At 69.0% G+C, this 20,418-nt stretch carries 19 protein-coding genes and 1 pseudogene; 6 read left to right on the forward strand and 14 right to left on the reverse strand.

The genetic code is table 11. The features are described from left to right. Positions 1-6 precede the first annotated feature (6 nt). From DPR14_RS20060 to DPR14_RS20075, 4 genes are all read right to left on the reverse strand, one after another. Complete coding sequence (locus tag DPR14_RS20060; RefSeq protein ID WP_158046736.1) at positions 7-810, reverse strand: ABC transporter ATP-binding protein; 804 nt, start codon at positions 808-810, stop codon at positions 7-9. After that, positions 807-1,718 (reverse strand): ABC transporter permease, encoded by a 912-nt coding sequence (locus tag DPR14_RS20065; RefSeq protein ID WP_211103832.1) that lies wholly within the window; start codon positions 1,716-1,718, stop codon positions 807-809. Before DPR14_RS20065 ends, DPR14_RS20060 begins: the two co-directional genes overlap by 4 nt. 74 nt (positions 1,719-1,792) lie before the next feature. Beyond that, a complete protein-coding gene (locus DPR14_RS20070; RefSeq protein ID WP_158046737.1) occupies positions 1,793-2,875 on the reverse strand; it encodes an ABC transporter substrate-binding protein in 1,083 nt (360 codons plus the stop codon). A gap of 625 nt (positions 2,876-3,500) precedes the next feature. Further along, positions 3,501-3,977, reverse strand: coding sequence for a hypothetical protein (locus DPR14_RS20075; protein ID WP_158046738.1), 477 nt, complete (start codon positions 3,975-3,977; stop codon positions 3,501-3,503). A gap of 193 nt (positions 3,978-4,170) precedes the next feature. Between DPR14_RS20075 and DPR14_RS20080 the strand changes: the two genes are divergently transcribed. Both DPR14_RS20080 and DPR14_RS20085 read left to right on the forward strand, forming a co-directional pair. Further along, a complete protein-coding gene (locus tag DPR14_RS20080; protein ID WP_211103833.1) occupies positions 4,171-4,932 on the forward strand; it encodes a peptidoglycan-binding protein in 762 nt (253 codons plus the stop codon). A 119-nt stretch (positions 4,933-5,051) separates the two neighbouring features. Beyond that, a complete protein-coding gene (locus DPR14_RS20085) occupies positions 5,052-6,974 on the forward strand; it encodes a di-heme-cytochrome C peroxidase (RefSeq protein ID WP_158046739.1) in 1,923 nt (640 codons plus the stop codon). Between the two features lie 130 nt (positions 6,975-7,104). On the opposite strand, the gene DPR14_RS20090 is transcribed toward DPR14_RS20085, so the two are convergent. After that, complete coding sequence (locus tag DPR14_RS20090) at positions 7,105-8,430, reverse strand: DUF3422 family protein (protein ID WP_246148374.1); 1,326 nt, start codon at positions 8,428-8,430, stop codon at positions 7,105-7,107. 315 nt (positions 8,431-8,745) lie between these two features. On the opposite strand from DPR14_RS20090, the gene DPR14_RS20100 reads away from it, so the two are divergent. From DPR14_RS20100 to ligA, 3 genes are read left to right on the forward strand one after another with little or no spacing between them, the layout of a single operon-like run. After that, on the forward strand, positions 8,746-9,567 hold the full coding sequence (locus DPR14_RS20100) for an outer membrane protein assembly factor BamD (RefSeq protein ID WP_246149379.1): 822 nt from the start codon (positions 8,746-8,748) through the stop codon (positions 9,565-9,567). Between the two features lie 8 nt (positions 9,568-9,575). After that, positions 9,576-11,255, forward strand: coding sequence for a DNA repair protein RecN (gene recN, locus DPR14_RS20105; RefSeq protein WP_158046742.1), 1,680 nt, complete (start codon positions 9,576-9,578; stop codon positions 11,253-11,255). Further along, positions 11,255-13,369 carry an NAD-dependent DNA ligase LigA gene (gene ligA / locus DPR14_RS20110; RefSeq protein WP_158046743.1) on the forward strand — a complete coding sequence of 705 codons (2,115 nt, stop codon included), beginning with the start codon at positions 11,255-11,257 and terminating at the stop codon, positions 13,367-13,369. The genes recN and ligA overlap by 1 nt, the downstream gene beginning before the upstream one ends. 3 nt (positions 13,370-13,372) lie before the next feature. Here the strand turns inward: ligA and DPR14_RS20115 are convergent, their stop codons facing one another. From DPR14_RS20115 to DPR14_RS20155, 9 genes and pseudogenes are all read right to left on the reverse strand, one after another. Continuing rightward, positions 13,373-13,657 (reverse strand): acylphosphatase, encoded by a 285-nt coding sequence (locus DPR14_RS20115; RefSeq protein ID WP_158046744.1) that lies wholly within the window; start codon positions 13,655-13,657, stop codon positions 13,373-13,375. A gap of 27 nt (positions 13,658-13,684) precedes the next feature. Continuing rightward, on the reverse strand, positions 13,685-13,930 hold the full coding sequence (locus DPR14_RS20120; protein ID WP_158046745.1) for a 2TM domain-containing protein: 246 nt from the start codon (positions 13,928-13,930) through the stop codon (positions 13,685-13,687). A 16-nt stretch (positions 13,931-13,946) separates the two neighbouring features. Continuing rightward, the gene (locus DPR14_RS20125) at positions 13,947-14,588 is read right to left on the reverse strand and encodes a phosphoribosylanthranilate isomerase (RefSeq protein WP_158046746.1); all 642 of its coding nucleotides are present in this window, start codon (positions 14,586-14,588) and stop codon (positions 13,947-13,949) included. A 9-nt stretch (positions 14,589-14,597) separates the two neighbouring features. Next, positions 14,598-15,298: pseudogene (gene pyrF / locus DPR14_RS20130) on the reverse strand (orotidine-5'-phosphate decarboxylase). Beyond that, a complete protein-coding gene (locus DPR14_RS20135; RefSeq protein WP_211103834.1) occupies positions 15,295-16,491 on the reverse strand; it encodes an NAD(P)/FAD-dependent oxidoreductase in 1,197 nt (398 codons plus the stop codon). Before DPR14_RS20135 ends, pyrF begins: the two are co-directional and overlap by 4 nt. A gap of 23 nt (positions 16,492-16,514) precedes the next feature. Then, positions 16,515-17,450 carry a bifunctional Delta(1)-pyrroline-2-carboxylate/Delta(1)-piperideine-2-carboxylate reductase gene (lhpI, locus tag DPR14_RS20140; RefSeq protein ID WP_158046747.1) on the reverse strand — a complete coding sequence of 312 codons (936 nt, stop codon included), beginning with the start codon at positions 17,448-17,450 and terminating at the stop codon, positions 16,515-16,517. Between the two features lie 43 nt (positions 17,451-17,493). Beyond that, entirely contained in the window at positions 17,494-17,901 is a 408-nt protein-coding gene (locus DPR14_RS20145; protein WP_158048255.1) for a LapA family protein, read from the reverse strand. Positions 17,902-17,984: 83 nt separating this feature from the next. After that, complete coding sequence (gene ihfB / locus DPR14_RS20150) at positions 17,985-18,266, reverse strand: integration host factor subunit beta (RefSeq protein ID WP_037458738.1); 282 nt, start codon at positions 18,264-18,266, stop codon at positions 17,985-17,987. A gap of 410 nt (positions 18,267-18,676) precedes the next feature. Further along, positions 18,677-19,489: an SDR family NAD(P)-dependent oxidoreductase gene (locus DPR14_RS20155; protein ID WP_158046748.1), complete on the reverse strand. Its 813-nt coding sequence runs from the start codon at positions 19,487-19,489 to the stop codon at positions 18,677-18,679. Positions 19,490-19,704: 215 nt separating this feature from the next. On the opposite strand from DPR14_RS20155, the gene DPR14_RS20160 reads away from it, so the two are divergent. Then, positions 19,705-20,349, forward strand: a complete 645-nt coding sequence (locus DPR14_RS20160; RefSeq protein WP_158046749.1) for a glutathione S-transferase family protein — start codon at positions 19,705-19,707, stop codon at positions 20,347-20,349. Positions 20,350-20,418 lie beyond the last annotated feature (69 nt).

Consider the following 20,418-nt stretch of genomic DNA (forward strand, 5'->3'; position numbering starts at 1 on the left):
CGGCCCCTACGCTTCCTGTTCGGCGAAGGCGCGGTCCACCTCGTCGGCCAGCAGCTCGGTGAAGAGGTCGCGATACTCGTGGTAGCGCGGGTCGCGGCTCGGCCTGGGGCGCGGCAGGTCGATCGGGACGATGGTCTTGACCTGGCCGGGACGCGCGGTGAAGACGACCACCCGGTCGGCGAGCGAGATCGCCTCGTCGATGGAGTGGGTGACCAGGATCACCGAGGCGCCGCTGTCCCGCCAGATCTGGAGCAGGAAATCCTGCATCTTCGACCGGGTCTGGACGTCGAGCGCCGCGAACGGCTCGTCCATCATCAGCACCTTGGGACGCATCGCCAGCGCCCGCGCGCAGGCGGCGCGCTGGCGCATGCCGCCCGACAGCTCGTCCGGCTTCTTGTCCAGCATGTCGCCCAGGCCCACCGACCGCAGCATGTCGGCGGCGACGGCGCGCCGTTCCGTCACCGGAACCCCCCTCACCGACAGCCCGAAGGCGACGTTGTCGGCGATGGTCAGCCAGGGGAACAGCGAGGCATCCTGGAAGATCAGGCCGCGCTCGGCGGACGGCTGGGTCACCGGGATGCCGTCCTGCTCGATGCTGCCGCCGGAGGCGCCCTCCAGCCCGGCGATCATGTAGAGCAGCGTGGACTTGCCGCAGCCGGAAGGGCCCAGCAGCACCACGAACTCGCCCGGCATGACGTCCAGGCTGAGGTTCCGAAGCGCGTGGACCGGCGGACGGCCCTCCGGCATCCAGGTCTTGGCGACGTCCCGGATCGAGACGGCGGGTTGGACCGGTTCGTTCGCCGCGGTCATCGCGAACCTCCCTGGCCGGGGGCCACCCACCACAGCATGCGGGCCTGGATGGTGCGGAGCCCCCAGTCGAACAGGAAGCCCAGCACGCCGATGATCGCCATGGTGAAGAAGACCAGCTTGGCGTTGAAGGTGGCCCGCGCCATGCTGGTGATCTGGCCCAGGCCGGTTCCGACCCCGACCGCCTCGGCGATCAGCACGACCATCCAGGCGGCGAACAGGTTCAGCCGCAGGGTCATGAACAGGCTGGGCAGGATGGCTGGCAGGATCACGCGCCAGAAGGTCTGCGCCTCGGTCGCCCCCATGATCCGGGCGACGTGCAGGTAGTTCTTCGGCACGCTCTCGAACTGGGCGACGGTGGACAGCACGATCGCGAAGAACACGGTGATGAACACCAGGAAGATCGCCGGCACGTCGCCGATGCCGAACACGAAGATCGCGACCGGCAGCCAAGCCACCGGCGAGATCGGCGCCAGCAGCAGGATCGTCGGCAGCAGCAGGTTGCGGACCAGCCTGACGTAATGGACCATGGCGCCGACCGCGACGCCCAGCACGAAGCCCAGGGCCAGGCCCAGGACGACGCGACTGGTCGTCCACAGGATCGTCAGGAGGAGCCCGGTCAGCCCGCTGCCCGTCCCCCGGCTGCCGACCCTGTTGGTCTGGTCGAAATAGGCCAGCGTGCCGGGTATGTCCTGGAGGAACAGGTGCGGCGGCGGCAGCAGCAGCGGGTTGGCCCAGCCGACCGCCCACAGGATCTCCCAGATCGCGGTGAACAGGCCGATGGACGCCAATCCCCAGCCGAGGGAGACGACATGGCGGCGAAGCTTCGGCGATACCGGCGGACGGACGGCGGCGCTCTGGCCGCTCCCCCGTCCCAGGGCGCCGATCTCCGATTTGGTGGTCATGCTCATGCAGGTTGCTTCCGGTAGCGGGATGGCCGCGCTTGCGGGGCGCGGCCTCTCTTGCTTCGGCTTGAAAGACAGGATCAGGCGGCGGACTTCAGGTGGAGCGAGCCGTACAGGTCGCCGTTCTCCGCGATGACCTGGTCCAGCAGGCTCCAGTCGAAGGCGCCGGCGTCGGGCATGTTGCGGATGTAGCCCAATTCCTGCATCGACCGGCCGCGGTCGATGATGAACTGCTGCTGGTTGCGCTGGTCGACGACGATCGGCTGCTTGTTGGACGCGTCGAGCGCCGCCTCCATGGTCGTCTTGTAGTAGCTGCCGACGGTGTCGTTGAGGGCGGCCTGCTTGTCGGCCTCGGCCTGCGACTGGGCGACCATCAGCGCCTTGATCACCGCCTTGACCGCGCCCGGATTGCTCTCCAGCAGGGGGATGCGGGCGGCCAGTACGCAGTCGGAATAGCCCTTGCCGTAGAGGTCGGTGCCGTCCGACAGCACGGTGGCGCCGGGACGCCCCATCACGCACTGGGACGCATAGGGCTCGATATGGCAGATCGCGTCCACGGCACCGGCGATGAAGGCCTGGGCCAGTTCGGGCGAGGTGTTCAGGTAGCGGACATCGACATCCTGGAAGCTCATGCCGGCCTGCTTCAGGTAGTCGTAGGGCAGGACCTCCAGCGTGTCGGCCTGGAAGGTGCCGAAGCTCTTGCCCTTCAGGTCGGCGGCCGACTTGATGCCTTCCTTCGCCACGATGATGCAGCCCTGGACGCCGCCGCCGGCCACGATGCGGACCGGGGCTCCGGCATCGTAGAGGGTCATGAAGTTCGAATAGGGGATCATCGAGATGTCGACCAGCCCGGCGCCGAACATGGTCGTGATCTCTGTGTTGGACGGCGTCACGACGAACTCCAGCTCGACGCCGTCCGCCTTGGTCAGCTCCCTCTCCTTGGCGAGGAAGATGCCCATGTTGCAGAAGCCCGAGCCGTGGGTCGCCTTCACGGTGGTCGCGGCATGGGCCGCCGTCGGGGTCAGCAGGGCCGCCAGATGGGCGGGGATCGCCACCGTCGCCGCGGTTGCCGCAGCACCTGCGGCCGACGTCTTCAGGAAGCCGCGCCGGGAAAATTCGGGCGACGAGAAGTTACGGAAGAAGGTGCCGTCACGATCGCACATGGTCCACTCCAGCCGGTTGAAAGACCGCATGGAGACCGCACGAAGTCATATCTCCGCCCGACGAGGGGAGCGGAGTGGCGCTTGAACATGAAGTCCTTCACTGCGCCGGCCATTGCACGGAGTCCATACAATGGGCACGCCAACCCGAAAGAGCGTCGATCGCTCTGCGCTGATGGGATTCCTTATTGCAACCGCCGTGCCAGTTTCGGATTCCGCCCCACGCCCCGCGAAGCGCCGGAATCTCAGGCGCCGACCAGGGTCCGAACGCCCGGATATGCGCCAAATGCATCGAATTGATGCATATGCCATTATGTTGATCGAAGATCCACCCGGCCGGGTCCGTAGGTCGGCTAGAGCGAATCGGCAGCCGACACCAACGCGCCGGCTCCGGCGCCCAGCGCTCCCGCACAATGCTCTTGATGACGCCCGGCGGAGCGGAGTGCGGTAGGTCGGCCTTCGCGCGTCAGGGCGAACGCCGACACCCTGCGTCAACGCTCCGGCCACGCTGTCGGCTTCGGCCTCCGGCCGAGGCCGACCTACGATAAATCGAACAAGAACCACTGTGCCGGACCACTGGACCGCGTCCAGAAACGCCCGCCGCTTCCATCCGGCGGCCCCTGGTCGCCTATCGCAGGCCGACCTGCGCCACCTGGCTCTGCCGGGCCAGCTCGTCGGGACTCATCGCCACGGCGGTGTAGAACGGGCCGCGCATCTCCGAGCAGTAATACTGGTCGCCCATGGCCAGCAGGCGCATGGATTCGCCGTTGGAGATCCGGGTGTGCATCCTGTCGAACTCCGCCATGCCGCCCATCCGGTCCGCCAGCTCGTGCTGGGAGCGGCGGAGGACCTCGGCGTTGCGGTTGGTGAAGCTGGCATACCGGGCGAAAGCCGCGGGATCGCCCCAGACATGGCCGCAGGCGAGGCCCGCCAGCATCGTCCGCGTCTGCAGCGAGACGATCCGGTCGGCCGAGCTGTCGCCCAGCATCAGCGGGGTCTGCGCCGTTTCCAGCACGGGGTCGGGCGTTTCCGCGCAGCCGGCCAGGACCAGCGCGCCGAGTAGAATGCCGCCGATCGCTCCCGCGCTCCTGAACAGGTTTCTCATTTTTGCCCACCGGAAAGTCAAAGCCGAACGGATGCTAGCACCTTTTCATCACCGAGTTCGATAACGCGAACTGGTGGCCGCACCGTTACCTCCATCAAGACTACCCCGACAGTTGCCCCGTTTGTGTGCTGTACCCGGATCTGCACAAGGGCATTCTTCAGCGAAATCGGGATCCTCGAAATGGCTGGCGTGAATGCGTGCGATCATCATTCCCCTCTCGGTTCTGCTCGCAGGCTGCGTCACCGGCACCGCTCCGGACGACGGCAGGGGTCCGCACGCGTCCGGAAGCGACGGACCGGCGCGTCCGCAGGCGGAGGAGCGGCAGGAGGACGGGACGGCGCGGCTCGTCGCCCGCGTGCAGGAACTCCTGGCCCTGCTCGGCCACGACGCCCGCGGCGCCGACGGCATCTCCGGCCCGGCGACTAGGTCAGCCATGGAGAAAGCCGCTGCGGACCTCGGCATCGCGGCACCGGACGAGCCGGACCTCCGCTTCGCCCGCGTGCTGGAAGCGGCGGTCTCGGAGCGCATCCGCACCGCCCAGCGCCAGCTTGCCGCCCGCGGCTACGATCCGGGAGCGGCGGACGGGCATCTCGGCCCGCGTACCCGCAAGGCGCTCGCCCGGTACCGGGCCGACAACGGCCTGCCCGGCAGCCCGGCGATCCTGGCGGAATGGCCGGAGCCGGAGGAGAAACCGGTGCAGGCTCCTGCAAGCGATCCGGCCCCCCATGAACCGCTGGCGCCGGGCCGGCGCATCACCGTCCTGCTGCCTGGAGAAGCTGAAGGACGCGTCCTGACGGTCGGGGCCGACGGCATGGTGGAAGTGCCGGGCATGGGTCCCGTCCAGGCCGCCGGCAAGCTGCCGTCGGAGATCGAGAAGGACATCGCCGTCGAGATGCTCGACCGCTACATCGCGACCCTGGTCGGCGCCGTCCGCGTCGATGTCCTGCCGCCGTGATCCACCGGGCTCATATGCCCTTTTGAATATGCCCTCTTCCAAATTTTTACTACTTTCGTGTATTTGGAACGGATGCTTTCCATTCCAGTGGGCGAGAAGTATTTATGAAATACACCCGTATGGCATTACTGCTCGCGACCGCGCTGCTCGCGTCGGGTTGCGACAAGATCAAGGAATTCCTGCCGCCCGACCTGCCGCCGGCTCCCGTCGTCAAGGAGGCGAAGTGGCTGAACCAGAACTGGAGCCAGGCCGACCGGCACTGGTTCCACCATGCCACCCAGGGCACCTCGACCTTCCCGATTCCCTATTCCTGGTTCGTGGCGCTGGAGCAGCCGGAGATCACCATCTTCAGCGCCGCCCCGCTGCTCCGGGACGAAACCTACCTGTCTCGCTTCGGCTTCATCCCCAGCCCCAGGGCGACGCCGGGCCTCGCCGCGGCGGAGTCCAACCGCTGGGGCCAGAAGGTGGGCGAGGTCAACCCGGACATGCTGCCGGTCGGGTTCGCCCGGACGCCCGGCTATGACGACCCCGCGACCGGCCGCAAACTGCCCGACCAGATCGGCCTGACCTGCGCCGCCTGCCATACCGGCCACCTGGAATACAAGGGCGTCAGCCTGCGCTTCGACGGCGGCACGGCGCCGGTCGATTTCGGCAAGCTCCAGACCGTGCTGGGCCTGTCGCTGGCTTACACCAAGTACCTGCCGTTCCGATTCGGGCGCTTCGCCGACCGCGTGCTGGGACCGAACCACACCTCCGACCAGAAGGCGGAGCTGAAGGCCCAGCTCGACGCGCTGATCGTCGCCGGCGAGGCGCTGTCCAAGAAGATGAAGGAGCTGCCGGGCACCGACGCGGCCGAGGGCTTCGCCCGCCTGGACGCCCTGACCCGGATCGGCAACGCCGTCTTCGTCAACGCCCTGATCGGCGCCAAGGACGCGCCGGGCTTCGACCCCTGGCAGAACTTCGCGCGCATCTCCGCGCCGGTGAAGTTCCCGCACACCTGGAACACCTCCTGGTTCGACTGGGTCCAGTACGACGCCTCGATCATGCAGCCGATGGTGCGCAACGCCGGCGAGGCGCTGGGTGTGGCGGCGAAGATCAACCTGACCAACCCCGGCCGCGAACTCTACGCCTCCTCCGTCCAGGTCGGGAACATCCACGACATGGAGGAGATGCTGGCCGGCTCCGATCCCCTGAAGAAGGTTCCCGGCCCCGACGGGCGGGAAGTGCCACAGGGTTTCAACGGCCTGCTGGCGCCGAAATGGCCAGAGAAGGAGTTCGGCGCGATCGACCCGGTCAAGCGGGACGAAGGACGCAAGCTCTACCGCGACCTGTGCCAGGGCTGCCACCTGCCCCCGGTCAACGATCCCGACGGGGAGTTCTGGTCCGACAAGTACTGGACCGACCTGCCCCAGGCGACGGGCAAGTACCTGAAGGTCACCCAGGTCCCCATTTCGGTGGTCGGCACCGATCCGGGGCAGGCCGACATCCTCCAGAACCGCAGCGTGACCGTGCCGCCCTACGTCGCGATCGACTACAAGGACCCCTGCGCGCCGCCATCGGCCGACGCGGCGCAGCCCGTGACCACCACCAGCTTCGCCGCGGCGCTGGGCTACACCGTGCAGCGGGCGACCGAGACCTGGTACCTGAACAACAAGATCCCTCCCGAGGTGCAGGAGGAAATGAACGGCAACCGGGCCAACTGCCTCCAGGCCAAGGCGGTCTACAAGGCCCGCCCACTCGACGGCATCTGGGCGGTCCCGCCGTTCCTGCACAACGGCTCCGTGCCGACCCTCCACGACCTGCTGCTCCCCGCGGCGCAGCGCCCGAAGAGCTTCTGCCTGGGCGGCCGGGAATACGACCCGAAGAAGCTCGGCTACGAGGCGTCCTGCGCCAAGGGCACGACCGTGGTCGACACGACCGTCGCCGGCAGCCTGAACACCGGCCACGAGTTCAAGGACGGCCCCAAGGGCAACGGCATCATCGGCCGCGCGCTGAGCGAGGCCGAGCGCATGGCCCTGCTGGAGTACCTGAAGAGCCTGTAGACCTCGCCGGACGGTGGGAGCAACCGTAGGTCGGCTTCGCCCGCAAGGGCGAACGCCGACGCCCTGCATCGACGCGTCTGCGATGGTGTCGGCGTCGGCCTGCGGCCGAGGCCGGCCTACGGCAACCCCCTCACCCGTGCCCCTCCCGCCCGGTCACCACCTTGCGGATTCGCCTCACCCCCTGCCAGACCAGCACCAGCACTACCGGCACCGCGAGGCCGACCGCCAGGTCCGGGTCGATCGGCAGGCCGATGCCCTTCAGGGCCTTCGACAGGTACGAGACGATGCCGATCAGGTAATAGCTGATGGCGACCACCGACAGCCCCTCGACCGTCTCCTGCAATCGGAGCTGAAGACTGGCGCGGCGATCCATGGAGAGGAGAAGGTCGCGGTTCTGCTCCTCCAGCGCCAGGTCCACCCGGGTGCGCAGCAGGTTGCTGGCGCGGCCGATGCGGGCCGACAGGGACTCCTGCCGCTTGGCGACCGCCTCGCAGGTATCGACCGCCGGGGTCAGGCGGCGGGCCATGAATTCCGCGATGGTCTGCATGCCTTCGATGCGGTCCTCGCGCAGTTCGACGATCCGCCGGGCGACCAGGTCGTTGTAGGCCCGGGCGGCGGCGAAGCGGTAGGTCGTCTCGGCCGAGGTCTGCTCCGCCTCGGCGGCCAGCTTCGACAGCTGCTGCAACAGCGCCTGCTCGTCCTCCATGCGGGCGATACGGGTGGTCTGTTCGGTCAGCTTGGCAAGCTCCGCCTCGATCCCGCGGATTCGCGGCAGCACGCCGCGGGCCAGCGGCAGGGCCAACAGGGCCATCATCCGGTAGGTGTCGATCTCGAACAGCCGCTGGACCAATCGGCCGGCCTGGCGCGGCTTGAGGCCGTGGTCGGCGACCACGTAGCGCCCGAACCCGTCGGCATGGATGCGGAAATCGGTCCAGCCGGTGGCGCCGCCGCCGGCCATCCGCGCGCCGACGAACCCGTCGGACCCGAAGACGCCCTGGAGCCCCTCCGGCGTGGCCAGCGGCGAGTCGGACTGGACCAGCGACAGATGGACGCCGGCAAGCATCTCGCCCGCGATCCCGGCTAGCCATTCCGGCGGCAAGGCCATCAGCGCGGTGTCGGAGAAGCCGTCGCCGCCGTTCGGGTTCCCCCACGGCCTGAAGACCGTGTAGCTGCTGAACTCGGTGTGGCGCTCCCACTTGATCCGGCAGGTGCCCAGGTCGGCGCTGTAATGGGTCGCTCCCGGCGGCGGCGGCGCCACCCCGGCACGCTCGCACAGGCGGGCCAGATGCGCGCGGTCGCGCTCGCCGGCCCCCTCGCCCGACAGCATCGCGAGATGGGTGGCCCGGAGCGGCGCCATCAGGCTCTCCGCCGGTCGGGCATGGACCTCGTTCGCCAGCGTCTCGCGCAGGGCATGGTCCTTCAGCGGACGCAGGGGCGTGGTCATCGTGGCGGTCATGAAGGCGGGCACTGCAATGGCTTCGGGTGCGGCAGATTAGCGGGTTTGTCCGGCGATGGCATGTGGCAAGTCGGTGGGACCGGCCCCTTCGATAATTCGGGGAGCCGGTTGATATGCAGCACTTGTTCTGGTAACGTTCCCGCCGAACTCCTCAACTTTGTCATCGTGGAATGCTTCAGGGTTTTCGACAAATTAACCGGACCGGCGGCACCGTCGCGGGCATGTCCTCCAAACCCGGCGCTCCAAACGGTGTCGCGTCCGGGTTTGGGCGTGCTATACAGACGCCAACTCCGTATCCCGTGTGAAATGTCGATGATGACCCGTTTCTCTCCCGCCCTGATCCGCCTCGTCGCCGCTCCCCTGCTCGGCCTCGGCCTTGCCGCCTGCGCGTCCACCGAGGAGGCGCCCTATGTCGAGCGCCCGGTCGAAACGATCTATTCCGAGGCGGCCACCGCCATGGATGAGGAACGGTACAAGGAGGCGGCGCGCCTGTTCGACGAGGTCGAACGCCAGCACCCCTACTCGCAGTGGGCGACCCGGGCGCAGCTGATGGCGGCCTATGCCCATTACCAAGCGCTGGCCTACGACGACGCGATCATCGCGCTGGACCGGTTCATCCAGCTCCATCCCGGCAGCGACGACATCGCCTACGCCTATTACATGAAGGGGCTCTCCTATTACGAGCAGATCACCGACGTGGGCCGCGACCAGCGGATCACCCAGCAGGCGCTCGACGCGCTGGGCGAGGTCACGCGGCGCTTCCCGGAATCACCCTATTCCCGCGATGCGGCGCTCAAGATCGACCTGACCAATGACCATCTGGCAGGCAAGGAGATGGAGATCGGGCGCTATTACCTGCGCCAGGGCCATCAGAACGCCGCGATCGGCCGTTTCCGCACCGTCATCGAGAAATACCAGACCACCAGCCACGTGCCGGAAGCTCTACACCGCCTGACCGAAGCCTATCTCGCCCTCGGCGTGGTGGACGAGGCGCAGGCGGCGGCAGCCGTGCTGGGTCACAACTTTCCGGGCAGCGAATGGTACGTAGACAGCTACGCCCTGCTGGTGGACGCGAACGTGCGGCCGGAGAGCAGCAGCAACTCGTGGATCAGCCGGGCCTGGGCCTCGGTGTTCTAAGGCAGCCGATGCTTGTCGCGCTGTCGATCCGGGACGTCGTCCTGATCGAACGCCTGTCCCTGGCGCTGAACGCGGGACTGTGCGTCCTGACCGGCGAGACGGGCGCCGGCAAGTCGATCCTGCTCGACGCGCTGGGCCTGGCGCTCGGCGGGCGCGGCGACAGCACCCTGGTGCGCCATGGCAGCGACCAGGCCTCCGTCACGGCCGAGTTCGACCTGCCGGAGGACCACCCGGCCCTGGCCCTGGTGCGCGAGCAGGGGCTGGAGATCGAGGACACCCTCGTCCTGCGCCGGGTCGTCACGGCCGACGGGCGGTCGCGCGCCTATGTCAACGACCAGGCGATCGGCGTGACCCTGCTGCGCCGGCTGGGGGAGACGCTGGTCGAGGTCCATGGCCAGTTCGACACCCACGGCCTGCTCAACCCGCAGACCCACCGCTCCGTGCTGGACGCCTATGCCGGACTCGCCACCATGGCGGCGCAGGTCACGGCCGGTTACCGCGCCTGGCGGCAGGTCGAGGCCGCGCGCGAGGAGGCGGCGGAGGAGATCGCCCGCGCCCGCTCGGAGGAGGACTATCTCCGCCACGCCGTCGCCGAGCTGGACGAGCTCCAGCCCCGCCCCGGCGAGGAGGAGGAGCTGGCCGAGACCCGCACGGTCATGATGCACCGGGAAAAGGTGGTCGAGGCGCTGAACGCCGCCTTCGGCGAACTGGCCGGCGAGCGCGGGGCCGAACGCGGGCTCAACAGCGCCCACCGCGCGCTGATGCGCATCGTCGACAAGGCCGGCGGCCGGCTGGAGCCGGTAATCGGCGCCCTCGACCGCGCCCAAGCCGAGATCGCCGACGCCGTCGCCACCCTCCAGGCGCTCTCCAGCGACGAGGACATGGACGCCGACGCGCTGGAAAAGCTGGAGGAGCGGCTGTTCGCGCTGCGCGCCGCGTCGCGCAAGCACAATGTCGAGGTCGACCGGCTGGCGGATCTGCGCGAGGAGATGTCGCGCCGCCTCAACCTGATCGAGGACCAGGGCGACGCGCTGGAACGTCTCGCCCGCGAGGCGGCCCAGACCCGCGACGCCTATCTGGAGGCGGCGAAACGCCTGTCCGACTTCCGCCGCAAGGCCGCGGGCAAGCTGGACGCCGCCGTCGCCCGCGAGCTGCCGCCGCTCAAGCTGGACCGCGCCCGGTTCACCACCACGCTGGAGCCTCTGGACGAGTCGTCGTGGGGTCCCGACGGCATCGACCGCGTGGCCTTCCTGGTGGCGACCAACCCGGGCTCTCCGCCCGGCCAGATCAACAAGATCGCGTCCGGCGGCGAGCTGGCGCGCTTCATGCTGGCGCTCAAGGTGGTGCTGGCCCAGGTCGGCACCGTGCCCACCCTGGTGTTCGACGAGGTGGACATCGGCATCGGCGGCGCCGTCGCGGCGGCGGTCGGCGAGCGGCTGGCCAAGCTGGGCCGCGACCGGCAGGTGCTGGTGGTGACCCACAGCCCGCAGGTGGCGGCGCGCGGCGCCCATCACCTGAAGGTGCAGAAGCAGGTCCAGAAACAGGATTCGGAGGAACGGGTGACGACCGAAGTGGTGGAATTGGGCGACAGGCAGCGGCGCGAGGAGATCGCGCGCATGCTCTCCGGCGCCAAGGTCACCGAAGAGGCCCGCGCCGCGGCGGAAAGCCTGATCGCGGGGCATGGCTGATGACGGCCGGCGCCCGCGAAGCCGTCCGCGAGATCGGCGTCGACGAACTCTCCCCCGAGCAGGCCGCGGAGGACCTGGCGGCGCTGGCGGCCGAGATCGCCCATCACGACACCCTGTACCACCAGCAGGATCGGCCGGAGATTACCGACGCCGCCTATGACGCGCTCCGCCGCCGCAACGACGCGATCGAGCTTCGGTTCCCTGAGCTGAAGCGCGGCGACAGCCCGTCCCGGAAGGTCGGCGCCGCCCCGGCCGCCGGCTTCGCCAAGGTCCGCCACGCCGTCCCGATGCTCTCGCTGGGCAACGCCTTCGCGGGCGAGGACGTCCACGAGTTCGTCCAGCGCATCTGCCGCTTCCTGAACATCAAGGAAGCGAACTCGGTGGAATTCGTCGCCGAGCCCAAGATCGACGGCCTCTCCTGCTCGCTCCGCTACGAGAAGGGCCGGCTCGTCCTCGCCGCCACCCGAGGCGACGGCCAGGAGGGCGAGGACGTCACCGCCAACGTCCGCACCATCGGCGACGTGCCCGAACGGCTCGCCGGCCCCGTCCCCGACGTGCTGGAGGTGCGCGGGGAAGTCTATATGGACCGGGCCGAGTTCATGGCGCTGAACGAGCGCCAGGCCGCCGCCGGCAAGCCGATCTTCGCCAACCCGCGCAACGCTGCCGCCGGCAGCCTGCGCCAGCTCGACCCGAAGATCACCGCGTCGCGTCCCCTGGGTTTCTTCGGCTATTCCTGGGGCGAGGTGTCCGAACCGCTGGGCGCCACCCAGTGGGAAGCGCGCCGGCGCCTGGAGGATTGGGGCTTCCGGCCGAACAAGCCCGCCGAACCGTGCCGCGGCGCCGACGCGCTGCTGCGCTATTACGACCAGGTCCAGGAGCGGCGTTCCGCCCTGCCCTTCGACATCGACGGCGTCGTCTACAAGGTCGACCGGCTGGATTGGCAGGACCGGCTGGGCTTCGTCAGCCGGGCGCCGCGCTGGGCCATCGCCCACAAGTTCCCGGCCGAGCAGGCCCGGACCCGCCTGAAGGACATCACCATCCAGGTCGGCCGCACCGGCGCCATGACGCCGGTGGCCGAGTTGGAGCCGGTGACGGTCGGCGGCGTCGTGGTCAGCCGCGCCACCCTGCACAACGAGGACGAGATCCAGCGCAAGGACGTGCGCAAAGGCGACCTCGTCGTCGTCCAGCGCGCCGGCGACGTGATCCCCCAGATCGTCCAGGCCGTCCTGGACAAGCGCCCGGCCGACGCCGAGCCCTATGTCTTCCCCGACCACTGCCCGGTGTGCGGCAGCGCCGCGGTCCGGCCGGAGGGCGAAGTGATCCGACGCTGCACCGGCGGCCTGATCTGCGAGGCCCAGGCGGTCGAACGCCTGCGCCACTTCGTCAGCCGCGACGCCTTCGACATCGAGGGATTGGGCGAGAAGATCATCCGGGAATTCTGGGACGAGGGCATGGTCCGCCGCCCCGGCGACATCTTCCGCCTGCGCGAAAAGGACGCCGCCAGCCTGACCCGGCTGAAGAACCGGCACGGCTGGGGCGACAGGTCGGCGGCCAAGCTGTTCGACAGCATCGACGCCCGCCGCAACATCCCGCTCGACCGCTTCATCTTCGCACTCGGCATCCCCCAGGTCGGCCAGACCACCGCCCGCCTGCTGGCCCGAAGCTACCGAAGCTTCGACCACTGGCGGGAGCAGATGGCCGCGGCCCAGGTCCACGGCTCCGAAGCCTATGGCGACCTGATCGGGATCGAGCAGATAGGTCCCTCGGTCGCCGACGACCTCCTGGGCTTCTTCGCCGAGCCGCACAACTTCGAGGTGCTGGAGGACCTGCTGGCCGCTGGCGTCGCCGTGACCGACTTCGTGCCGCCCAGGGTCCATGCCTCGCCCATCGCGGGCAAGACAGTCGTGTTCACCGGCACGCTCGAAACCGTGACCCGCAGCGAGGCCAAGGCCCGGGCCGAATCCCTCGGCGCCAAGGTGGCGGGCTCCGTCTCGTCCAAGACCGACTACGTGGTGGTCGGCGCCGATGCCGGCAGCAAGGCGGCCAAGGCCCGCGACCTCGGCCTCACCACCCTGACCGAGCAGGAGTGGCTGGACCTCGTCGCGGCACAGTAGACGTCAATAGGTCGCCCGCTGCTCGAACCCGTCGACGCTCGGGTACCCCGCCGGCGCGACCGCCACGCCGGCGACGCGGGCATGCTTCGGACCCTGCCGGCAGGCCTCGATCATGGCGTCGACCTGCCCGGCCGGGCCGGCGAAGACCGCCTCGACCGTCCCGTCGTTCCGGTTGCGCACCCAGCCGACCAGCCCGCGCGACCGCGCCTCCTCGACCGTCCAGGCCCGGTACCACACGCCCTGGACCTTGCCCGAAACCGTGACGCTGACTGCCTTGGTGTCACTCATGGATACCCCGCGCTCCCTCTTTCCCACTCACCGCTTCAGGCGGTCGAACAGCCCCATGGCGAAGGCGGCGTGGATCGCCAGCGGGGCTCCCCACGCGACCAGGGGGAAGACGAACCAGACCCTGCCCGGCGTCAGCAGGAAATTGATCGGCACCAGCAGGATCATGGCCGAGAAATAGATGATCAGGTGGTTCAGGAACCCGCGCAGCCGGCGCTTCGCCGGGCCGGCCTCGTCGCGTTCCTCCACCTCGCCTTCGGGTGGCAAGTCGCTCATGAAAGCTCCCTGAGGCTCAGCGGCCGGCGGCCTTCAGGAAGTCGCGGATCAGGTCCGGGTCCTTGTGACCCGGCCGGTCCTCGACCCCTGAACTGACGTCGATCGACGACGCGCCGCTGACCGCGATGGCCTCCGCGACGTTGCCCGCGGTCAGCCCGCCCGACAGCATCCAAGGCTTCGACCAGGTGCGCCCGGCCAGGATGGTCCAGTCGAAGGCGATGCCGTTGCCGCCCGGCAGCGCCGAGACCTTGGCCGGCGGCTTGGCGTCGAACAGCAGCCGGTCCGCCACCCGGGCATAGGCGTCGGCGGCGTCCAGGTCGGCCGCGGAGGACACCTTGATCGCCTTCATCACCGGCATCGAGAACGCAGCCCGGATCTCCGCGACCCGCTCCGGCGTCTCGTCGCCGTGGAGCTGGATCAGGTCGAGCGGGACCTGGCTCACCACATGCTCCAGGTACTCGTTCTTGGGATCGACGAACAGCCCGACCGTCCTGATGCCCGTCGGCACCATGCGCGCCAGTTCCGCCGCCAGCGGCGGAGCCACATGCCGGGGCGAGCGCTCGTAGAACACCAGCCCGATATAGCGCGCCCCGCCCTGGACCGCGGCCGTGACCGCGCCCGGATGGCTGACGCCGCAGATCTTCACCTGAACAGACATGGTCAATTCCTAAAGTTCCCCGACGATGCCGCGCGCGGCTTCGGCCGGATCCGGGGCCTGGGTGATCGGGCGCCCGATGACGAGGAAGTCCGCCCCCTGCTCCACCGCGTCGCGCGGGTCATCACGCGCTTCTGGTCGCCCACGGCGGAACCGGCCGGCCGGATGCCTGGCACCATCAGCACGAAATCGGAGCCGCACTCCGCCCGCAGCGCCGCCACCTCGGCCGGCGAGCAGATGATTCCGTCCAGCCCGGAGGACTGGGCCAGCGCCGCCAGCCGCCGGGCCTGGTCCAGCACCGGCACGCCCTGCCCGACCGACACGAGGTCGTCGTCGTCCAGGCTGGTCAGCACCGTGACGCCCAGCAGCCGGGGCCTCGGCAGGTCGGTCATGGAAGCGGCTTCCGCCGCCGCGCGCATCATCGCCGGCCCGCCGCTGGTGTGGATGGTCAGGAAGGCCGGCTGGATCGGCAGCACCGCCCGTACCGCCGCCGCCACCGTGTTCGGGATGTCGTGCAGCTTCAGGTCCAGGAACAGCGGCAGCCGCACGCCGCCCATGACGGCCCGGATGCCCGACGGCCCCTGGCCGCAGAAGAATTCCAGCCCGAGCTTGACCCCGCCCACGGTGCCGGTCAGCCGCTCGGCCAGATCGCGCGCGGCGTCGATTTCGGGCGTGTCGATCGAAACGAAGATCCGGGATGCCGGCGATGTCATGATGATTGGGTATCCGTCGAAATGCCCGGGGAAGGCGGGTCGGGGGCGGTTTGGCGGCCGGCGGCCCATGACGTCAATGTCGGTCCCAGGTCCGGGTTTTCCAAGGCCGCCGCCATCCGTTCGCCCAGCACGGGGCCGAATTTGAAGCCGTGGCCGGAGAATCCCGTCATCACCCAGGTCCGCCCCCCGGAAGCCCGCCCGCCCGAAGCTCCCGCCCCGTCCAGCGGCTCGACGACGAAGCGCTCGTTCTTCACGCAGGTATAGAAGCAGGTGGCAGCGCTGGCGATGGAATAGCGGTCCGGATCGGCCAGCCGCGCGCGGCCGAACGCCCAGATCCGCTCGGCCTCCTCCAGCCCGGCGTCGCGGTCCCGGTCCGGGTCGCCGTTGAGCGTGAAGCGGTGATCGCCGATCTTCATGCCCGTCCCTGCCACCGGCGGCACCAGGTAGAAGCCGCAGTCCGGGTCGATGTCCAGCACCATCGGGTGCTTCGCCCAGGCCTTGCGCAGGCCCTCCGGCATCGCCAGATATGTCAGCACCTGCCGCGACGGCACGGCCCGCTCCGCCACGGCGGGCGCCAGCCGCCGGACCCACGGACCCGCCGCGACCACCAGGGCGTCGGCCCGCACCGCCGACCTGTCGGCCAGCCGGATCGTCGCCGTCGCCGGATCGACGTCGAGCACGGCGGCATGGGGATGGATGGTGACGTTGCGGCCGGGCAGATGGTGCGCCAGCAGCTCGATGATGCGGCCGGCCAGCAGCACGCCGCCGGTCTTCAGGTGGAATGCCTCCCGCACTCCGCGGGCCTCGATCAGCGGGAACTCCGCCGCCAGCGCGGCACCCGACAGCCAGCGCACCGCACGGCCGCGCCCGGCCAGCGTCGCGGCGCTCTCGTGCAGCCAGGCGGTGTCGTCGACCGAGCCGAGGCACAGCGTTCCGGTCGGCTCGTAGAGCCTCTGGCCCAGGTCGGCCCACAGCCGCTCCCATGCCCCGTAAGCCTCGTCCACCATGTCGGTGTAGCCGCCCTCCGCCCCATAGGCGTGGCGGATCAGCCGGTGCTGGTCGACCGACGAGCCCAGCGGGTTCGGCACCGCGTACTGGTCGTAGACGCTAACCCGGTGCCCCCGGCGGGCAAGCGCCCAGGCGGTCGACAGGCCCATGATTCCGGCCCCGACGACCGCGACATGCATTCCCATGGTCCCTTGGGTCCCTTCGCGCCTCAGGTGACTTCTACGGCGTACTGGGCGGCGGCGAGGTCTTCCAGCGCGGTCCCGACCGACTTGAACAGGGTGATCTGGTTGTAGAAGCGCCGCCCGGCGCGGTCGCCCCGGGTCAGGTCGAACAGGTCGCCGGCGATGTCGTCCACCGTCATCAGCCCGGCCGCCAGCGGCTGGGTGATGTCACCGGCCTCCTTCGTGGCGCCCTCGCGGGTATCGACGAAAATGCGGGCTCGGGCGATCACCTCGTCGTCGGCCTCCCGCATCTCGGGGGTGAAGCCGCCGACCAGGTCCACATGGACGCCCTCGGACAGCCACTCCCCCCGGATCAGGGGGTCGCGCGACAAGGTGGCGCAGGACACGATGTCGGCCCCGCGCACCGCCCCCTCCAGGTCCCGGGTCGAGGCGACCTTCATTCCGCGCCGGTTTAGCAGCTTGGCCAGCCGATCGGCCTTGGCCGGGTCGCGGCCCCAGATCAGGACCTCGCGGATCGGCCGCACGGTCGCGTGGGCCAGCACCAAGTGAGGCGCCAACGCGCCGGTCCCCACCATCAGCAGCCGGCCGGCGTCGTTGCGCGCCAGGTACGAGGCCGCCAGCGCCGAGGCCGCCGCCGTCCGCTTGACGGTCAGCGCCGGCCCGTCGATCAGCGCCAGCGGCGCGCCGGTCTTGCCGCTCAGCAGCATGTATGAGCCCATGATCGAGGGCAGGCTGCGCGTCCCGTTGTCGGGGAACACGGTGACCAGCTTGACCCCGATATAGCGCCCAACCTGCCAAGCCGGCATCACCAGCAGCGTTGCTGCATGCTGGTCGAAGGTCGGGATGGTGTGGTGGTGCCGGACCGGCGCCTCGCACCCCGAGCGGAACATCTTCCGCAACCTCTCGATCAGCGGCCCGAACTCGAGGGCCGCTTCGACTTCGGCGGCACTGATAGTCCTCATCAGTCCTTCCGTACTGCTTGGGCCCTTGCGGCTTCGGCCCGGCTCAATGCGCCTTGGCCGTCTCGATCTGGGACATCGGCACCCGGCGCGCTGCGGCGTCCGACGTCAGCATCGGCGCGTTGCTCGCGGCCAGCCGCTGGGCGGCCTCGGCGACGCGGCGTTCGGCGGCGGTCCGCTCCTCGCGCTCGTGGGAAAGCTCGCGCTCCAGCTGGGCCGCCTTGCGGCCGCGCACGCGGGCGGCGACGCGGTGCTTGCGGTCGGCGCTCCAGGCGACGAAGCCGCCGGCCAGGAAGCCCAGGACCAGCGCCGTCAGGGCCGCCACATAGATCGGCACCGTGATTGAGAACGGCAGGGGCCACAGGGCCAGTTCGACGGGATCGCGGTTGGACACGGCGAAGGACACGATGACCAGGGCGATCGGGATGGTGATGATCCAGGACAGGTAACGCACGGGCTTCCTCGGCTTTTGAAGCTTCATTCACGGAGCGGCTCGGCCGGCGGTCGCGGGAAGCGGCCTCGGCGGATGCTTGACCCTTACTCCGTGTTCAGACGTTCGCGCAACTGCTTGCCGGTCTTGAAGAAGGGAATAAACTTCTGCGTCACGTGGACGCTGGCCCCGGTGCGCGGATTGCGCCCGACCCGGGCGTCGCGCTTCTTGACCGAAAACGCGCCGAACCCGCGCAGCTCCACCCGGTCGCCACGCGCAAGCGCCTCCGATATCTCGTCGAAGATGGTGGTGACGATCTTCTCGATGTCGCGCTGGTAGAGGTGCGGATTCTGCTCGGACAGACGAAGAATCAGTTCAGACTTTGTCATTGGTCCCGACTCTCCCTGGTTGCGCGGGCGTTCCCTTGACCTGGGGATCTCTCTCCGCGCGCAGCTCCAACGGTGCCATGCCAGGACCGGCACCGTCAAGGTAAGTTCTTATGATACAACAGTTTAGCCCGATACGTTTTTACCCGCGCGCATCTGGAAAGGCTGGCCGCCTTCTCGTGAGCCATCTTCACCGAGCCGGCTGGTCCGGTCGTGCGGCCCGTCCCTGAACTCGAGCGGTGCGATGTAGGGATGCCAGCCCGCAGACGGGACTGGCCGAAGCCGTAGGTCGGACTTCGCCCGTCAGGGCGAACACCGACATGCTGCATCGACGCTCCGGCCACGCCGCCGGCGTTGGCTTTCGGCCGAGACCGACCCTACGGCGAACCGATCAAAAGCGCCACGCCCGCCCTCTAGACGAAGACCATGCCGCCATCCACCAGCAGCGACTGCCCGGTCATGAAGTCGCTGTCCGACGACGCCAGGAAGCGGGCGACGCCGACCAGGTCCTGCGCCACCGAGGCGCGGCCGAGCACCGCGATGCCGGCGAAGGTCTCGAACGCCTCGTTGTCGCGACTGGTCAGCCCGTGTTCTCGGAAACCGCCATCGATCACCTTCCACATGTCGGTCGCCACCACGCCGGGACAGATCGCGTTGGCGGTAATGCCTTCCTTGCCGAAGGCCCGCGCGGCGGCCTGGGTCAGTGCCACCACGGCGAACTTGCTGGCGCAGTAATGGGCCAGCGGCTCGTAGCCCTGCTTGCCCGCGATCGACGCGGTATTGACGATCTTGCCCCCGCCCGTGCCGTTCCCGGAACCGTCCCGGGCCTGGGCCTGCATTTGGCGGATCGCCTCCTGCATGCCGATCAGCACGCCCAGCGCGTTGACTTCGTTCACGAAGCGCCAGTCCTCCTCCGTGATGTCCAGGAACGGCTTGGTCTGGGCGACGCCGGCATTGTTGAACATCACGTCGAGCCGGCCGTGGGCGCGCACCGTCTCCTGGATCATGGCGCGCACGCCGGCGCGGTCCCGCACGTCCACGGCGACCGCGATGGCGGTGCCGCCGGCCTCGCGGATCGATCCGGCGACCGCGTGGGCGTTCTGCTCCGACAGGTCGGCGACGGTGAGTTTCGCTCCGTCGGCGGCGAGGCCGCGCGCGATCTCCGCGCCGATCCCCCGGCCGGCGCCGGTGACGATGATGCTTTTTCCTTGGATGTTGGTTGGCATGGCGTTCCTCCTTTGCCCGGACCATCCAAGCAAACGCCGCACCAGATCCCCGCCTCCGGGAAAAACCCTGTTCCCGCAAAAGCTTGGCTCCGGGGACCCCGCGCAACCGCCATCCCGCCTCGCGACACTTCCCCGCGACACTGTGCGACGGCTGTAGCGGCCGGCGGCATGCTACCGTTCCTGCCGTCCCTTCCCTTCTTCCGCGGGAGTCACCGATGAGGCTCTACATGACGCCGGGTTCGTGCTCGACCGGCATCCACATCCTGCTGGAGGAGATCGACAACCCGTTCGAGGCGGCGATCGTCAACCTGCCGGCCGGCGACCAGTTCAAGCCCGCCTATGTCGCGATCAACCCCAAGTCCACCATCCCCACGCTGCTGCGTGACGACGGTACCGCCCTGACCGAGTTCCAGGCCATCGCCTACTGGCTCGCCCGCACCAACCTGCGCGCCCGGCTGATGCCCGGCGACCCCAACGGCGACGCCCTGGTGATGGAGGTGATGGACTATGTCGTCGGCACCATCCACATGCAGGGCTTCGCCCGCATCTTCACCACATCGAGCTTCATCCCCGATCCCTCGGCCCCCGAGCCCTCGGCCCCCGATCCCTTGGCTCACGACGCCGTCCAGGCCCGCGGGCGGGAGATCGCGGCCAAGGGCCTCGGCCTGATGGACAGGGTTCTGGAGGGCAAGGACTATGTCGCCGGCGCCTTCTCCATCGCCGACGCCGCCCTGTTCTATGTGGAGTTCTGGGCCGACAAGACCGGCATCGACCTGCCGCCCAACTGCCGCGCCCATTACCACCGGATGCGCGCCCGCCCCGCCGTCCACCGCGTCCTTCGGGAGGAAGGATACCGCTGAGGTCAGCATATAAGACGATAATCCTAGACTTGCCGGATCATCGTCCTATATGAAGGTGTCGGGGACGCT

It is taken from the genome of Skermanella pratensis, assembly GCF_008843145.1.
In the GTDB taxonomy this organism is placed as follows: Bacteria; Pseudomonadota; Alphaproteobacteria; order Azospirillales; family Azospirillaceae; genus Skermanella; species Skermanella pratensis.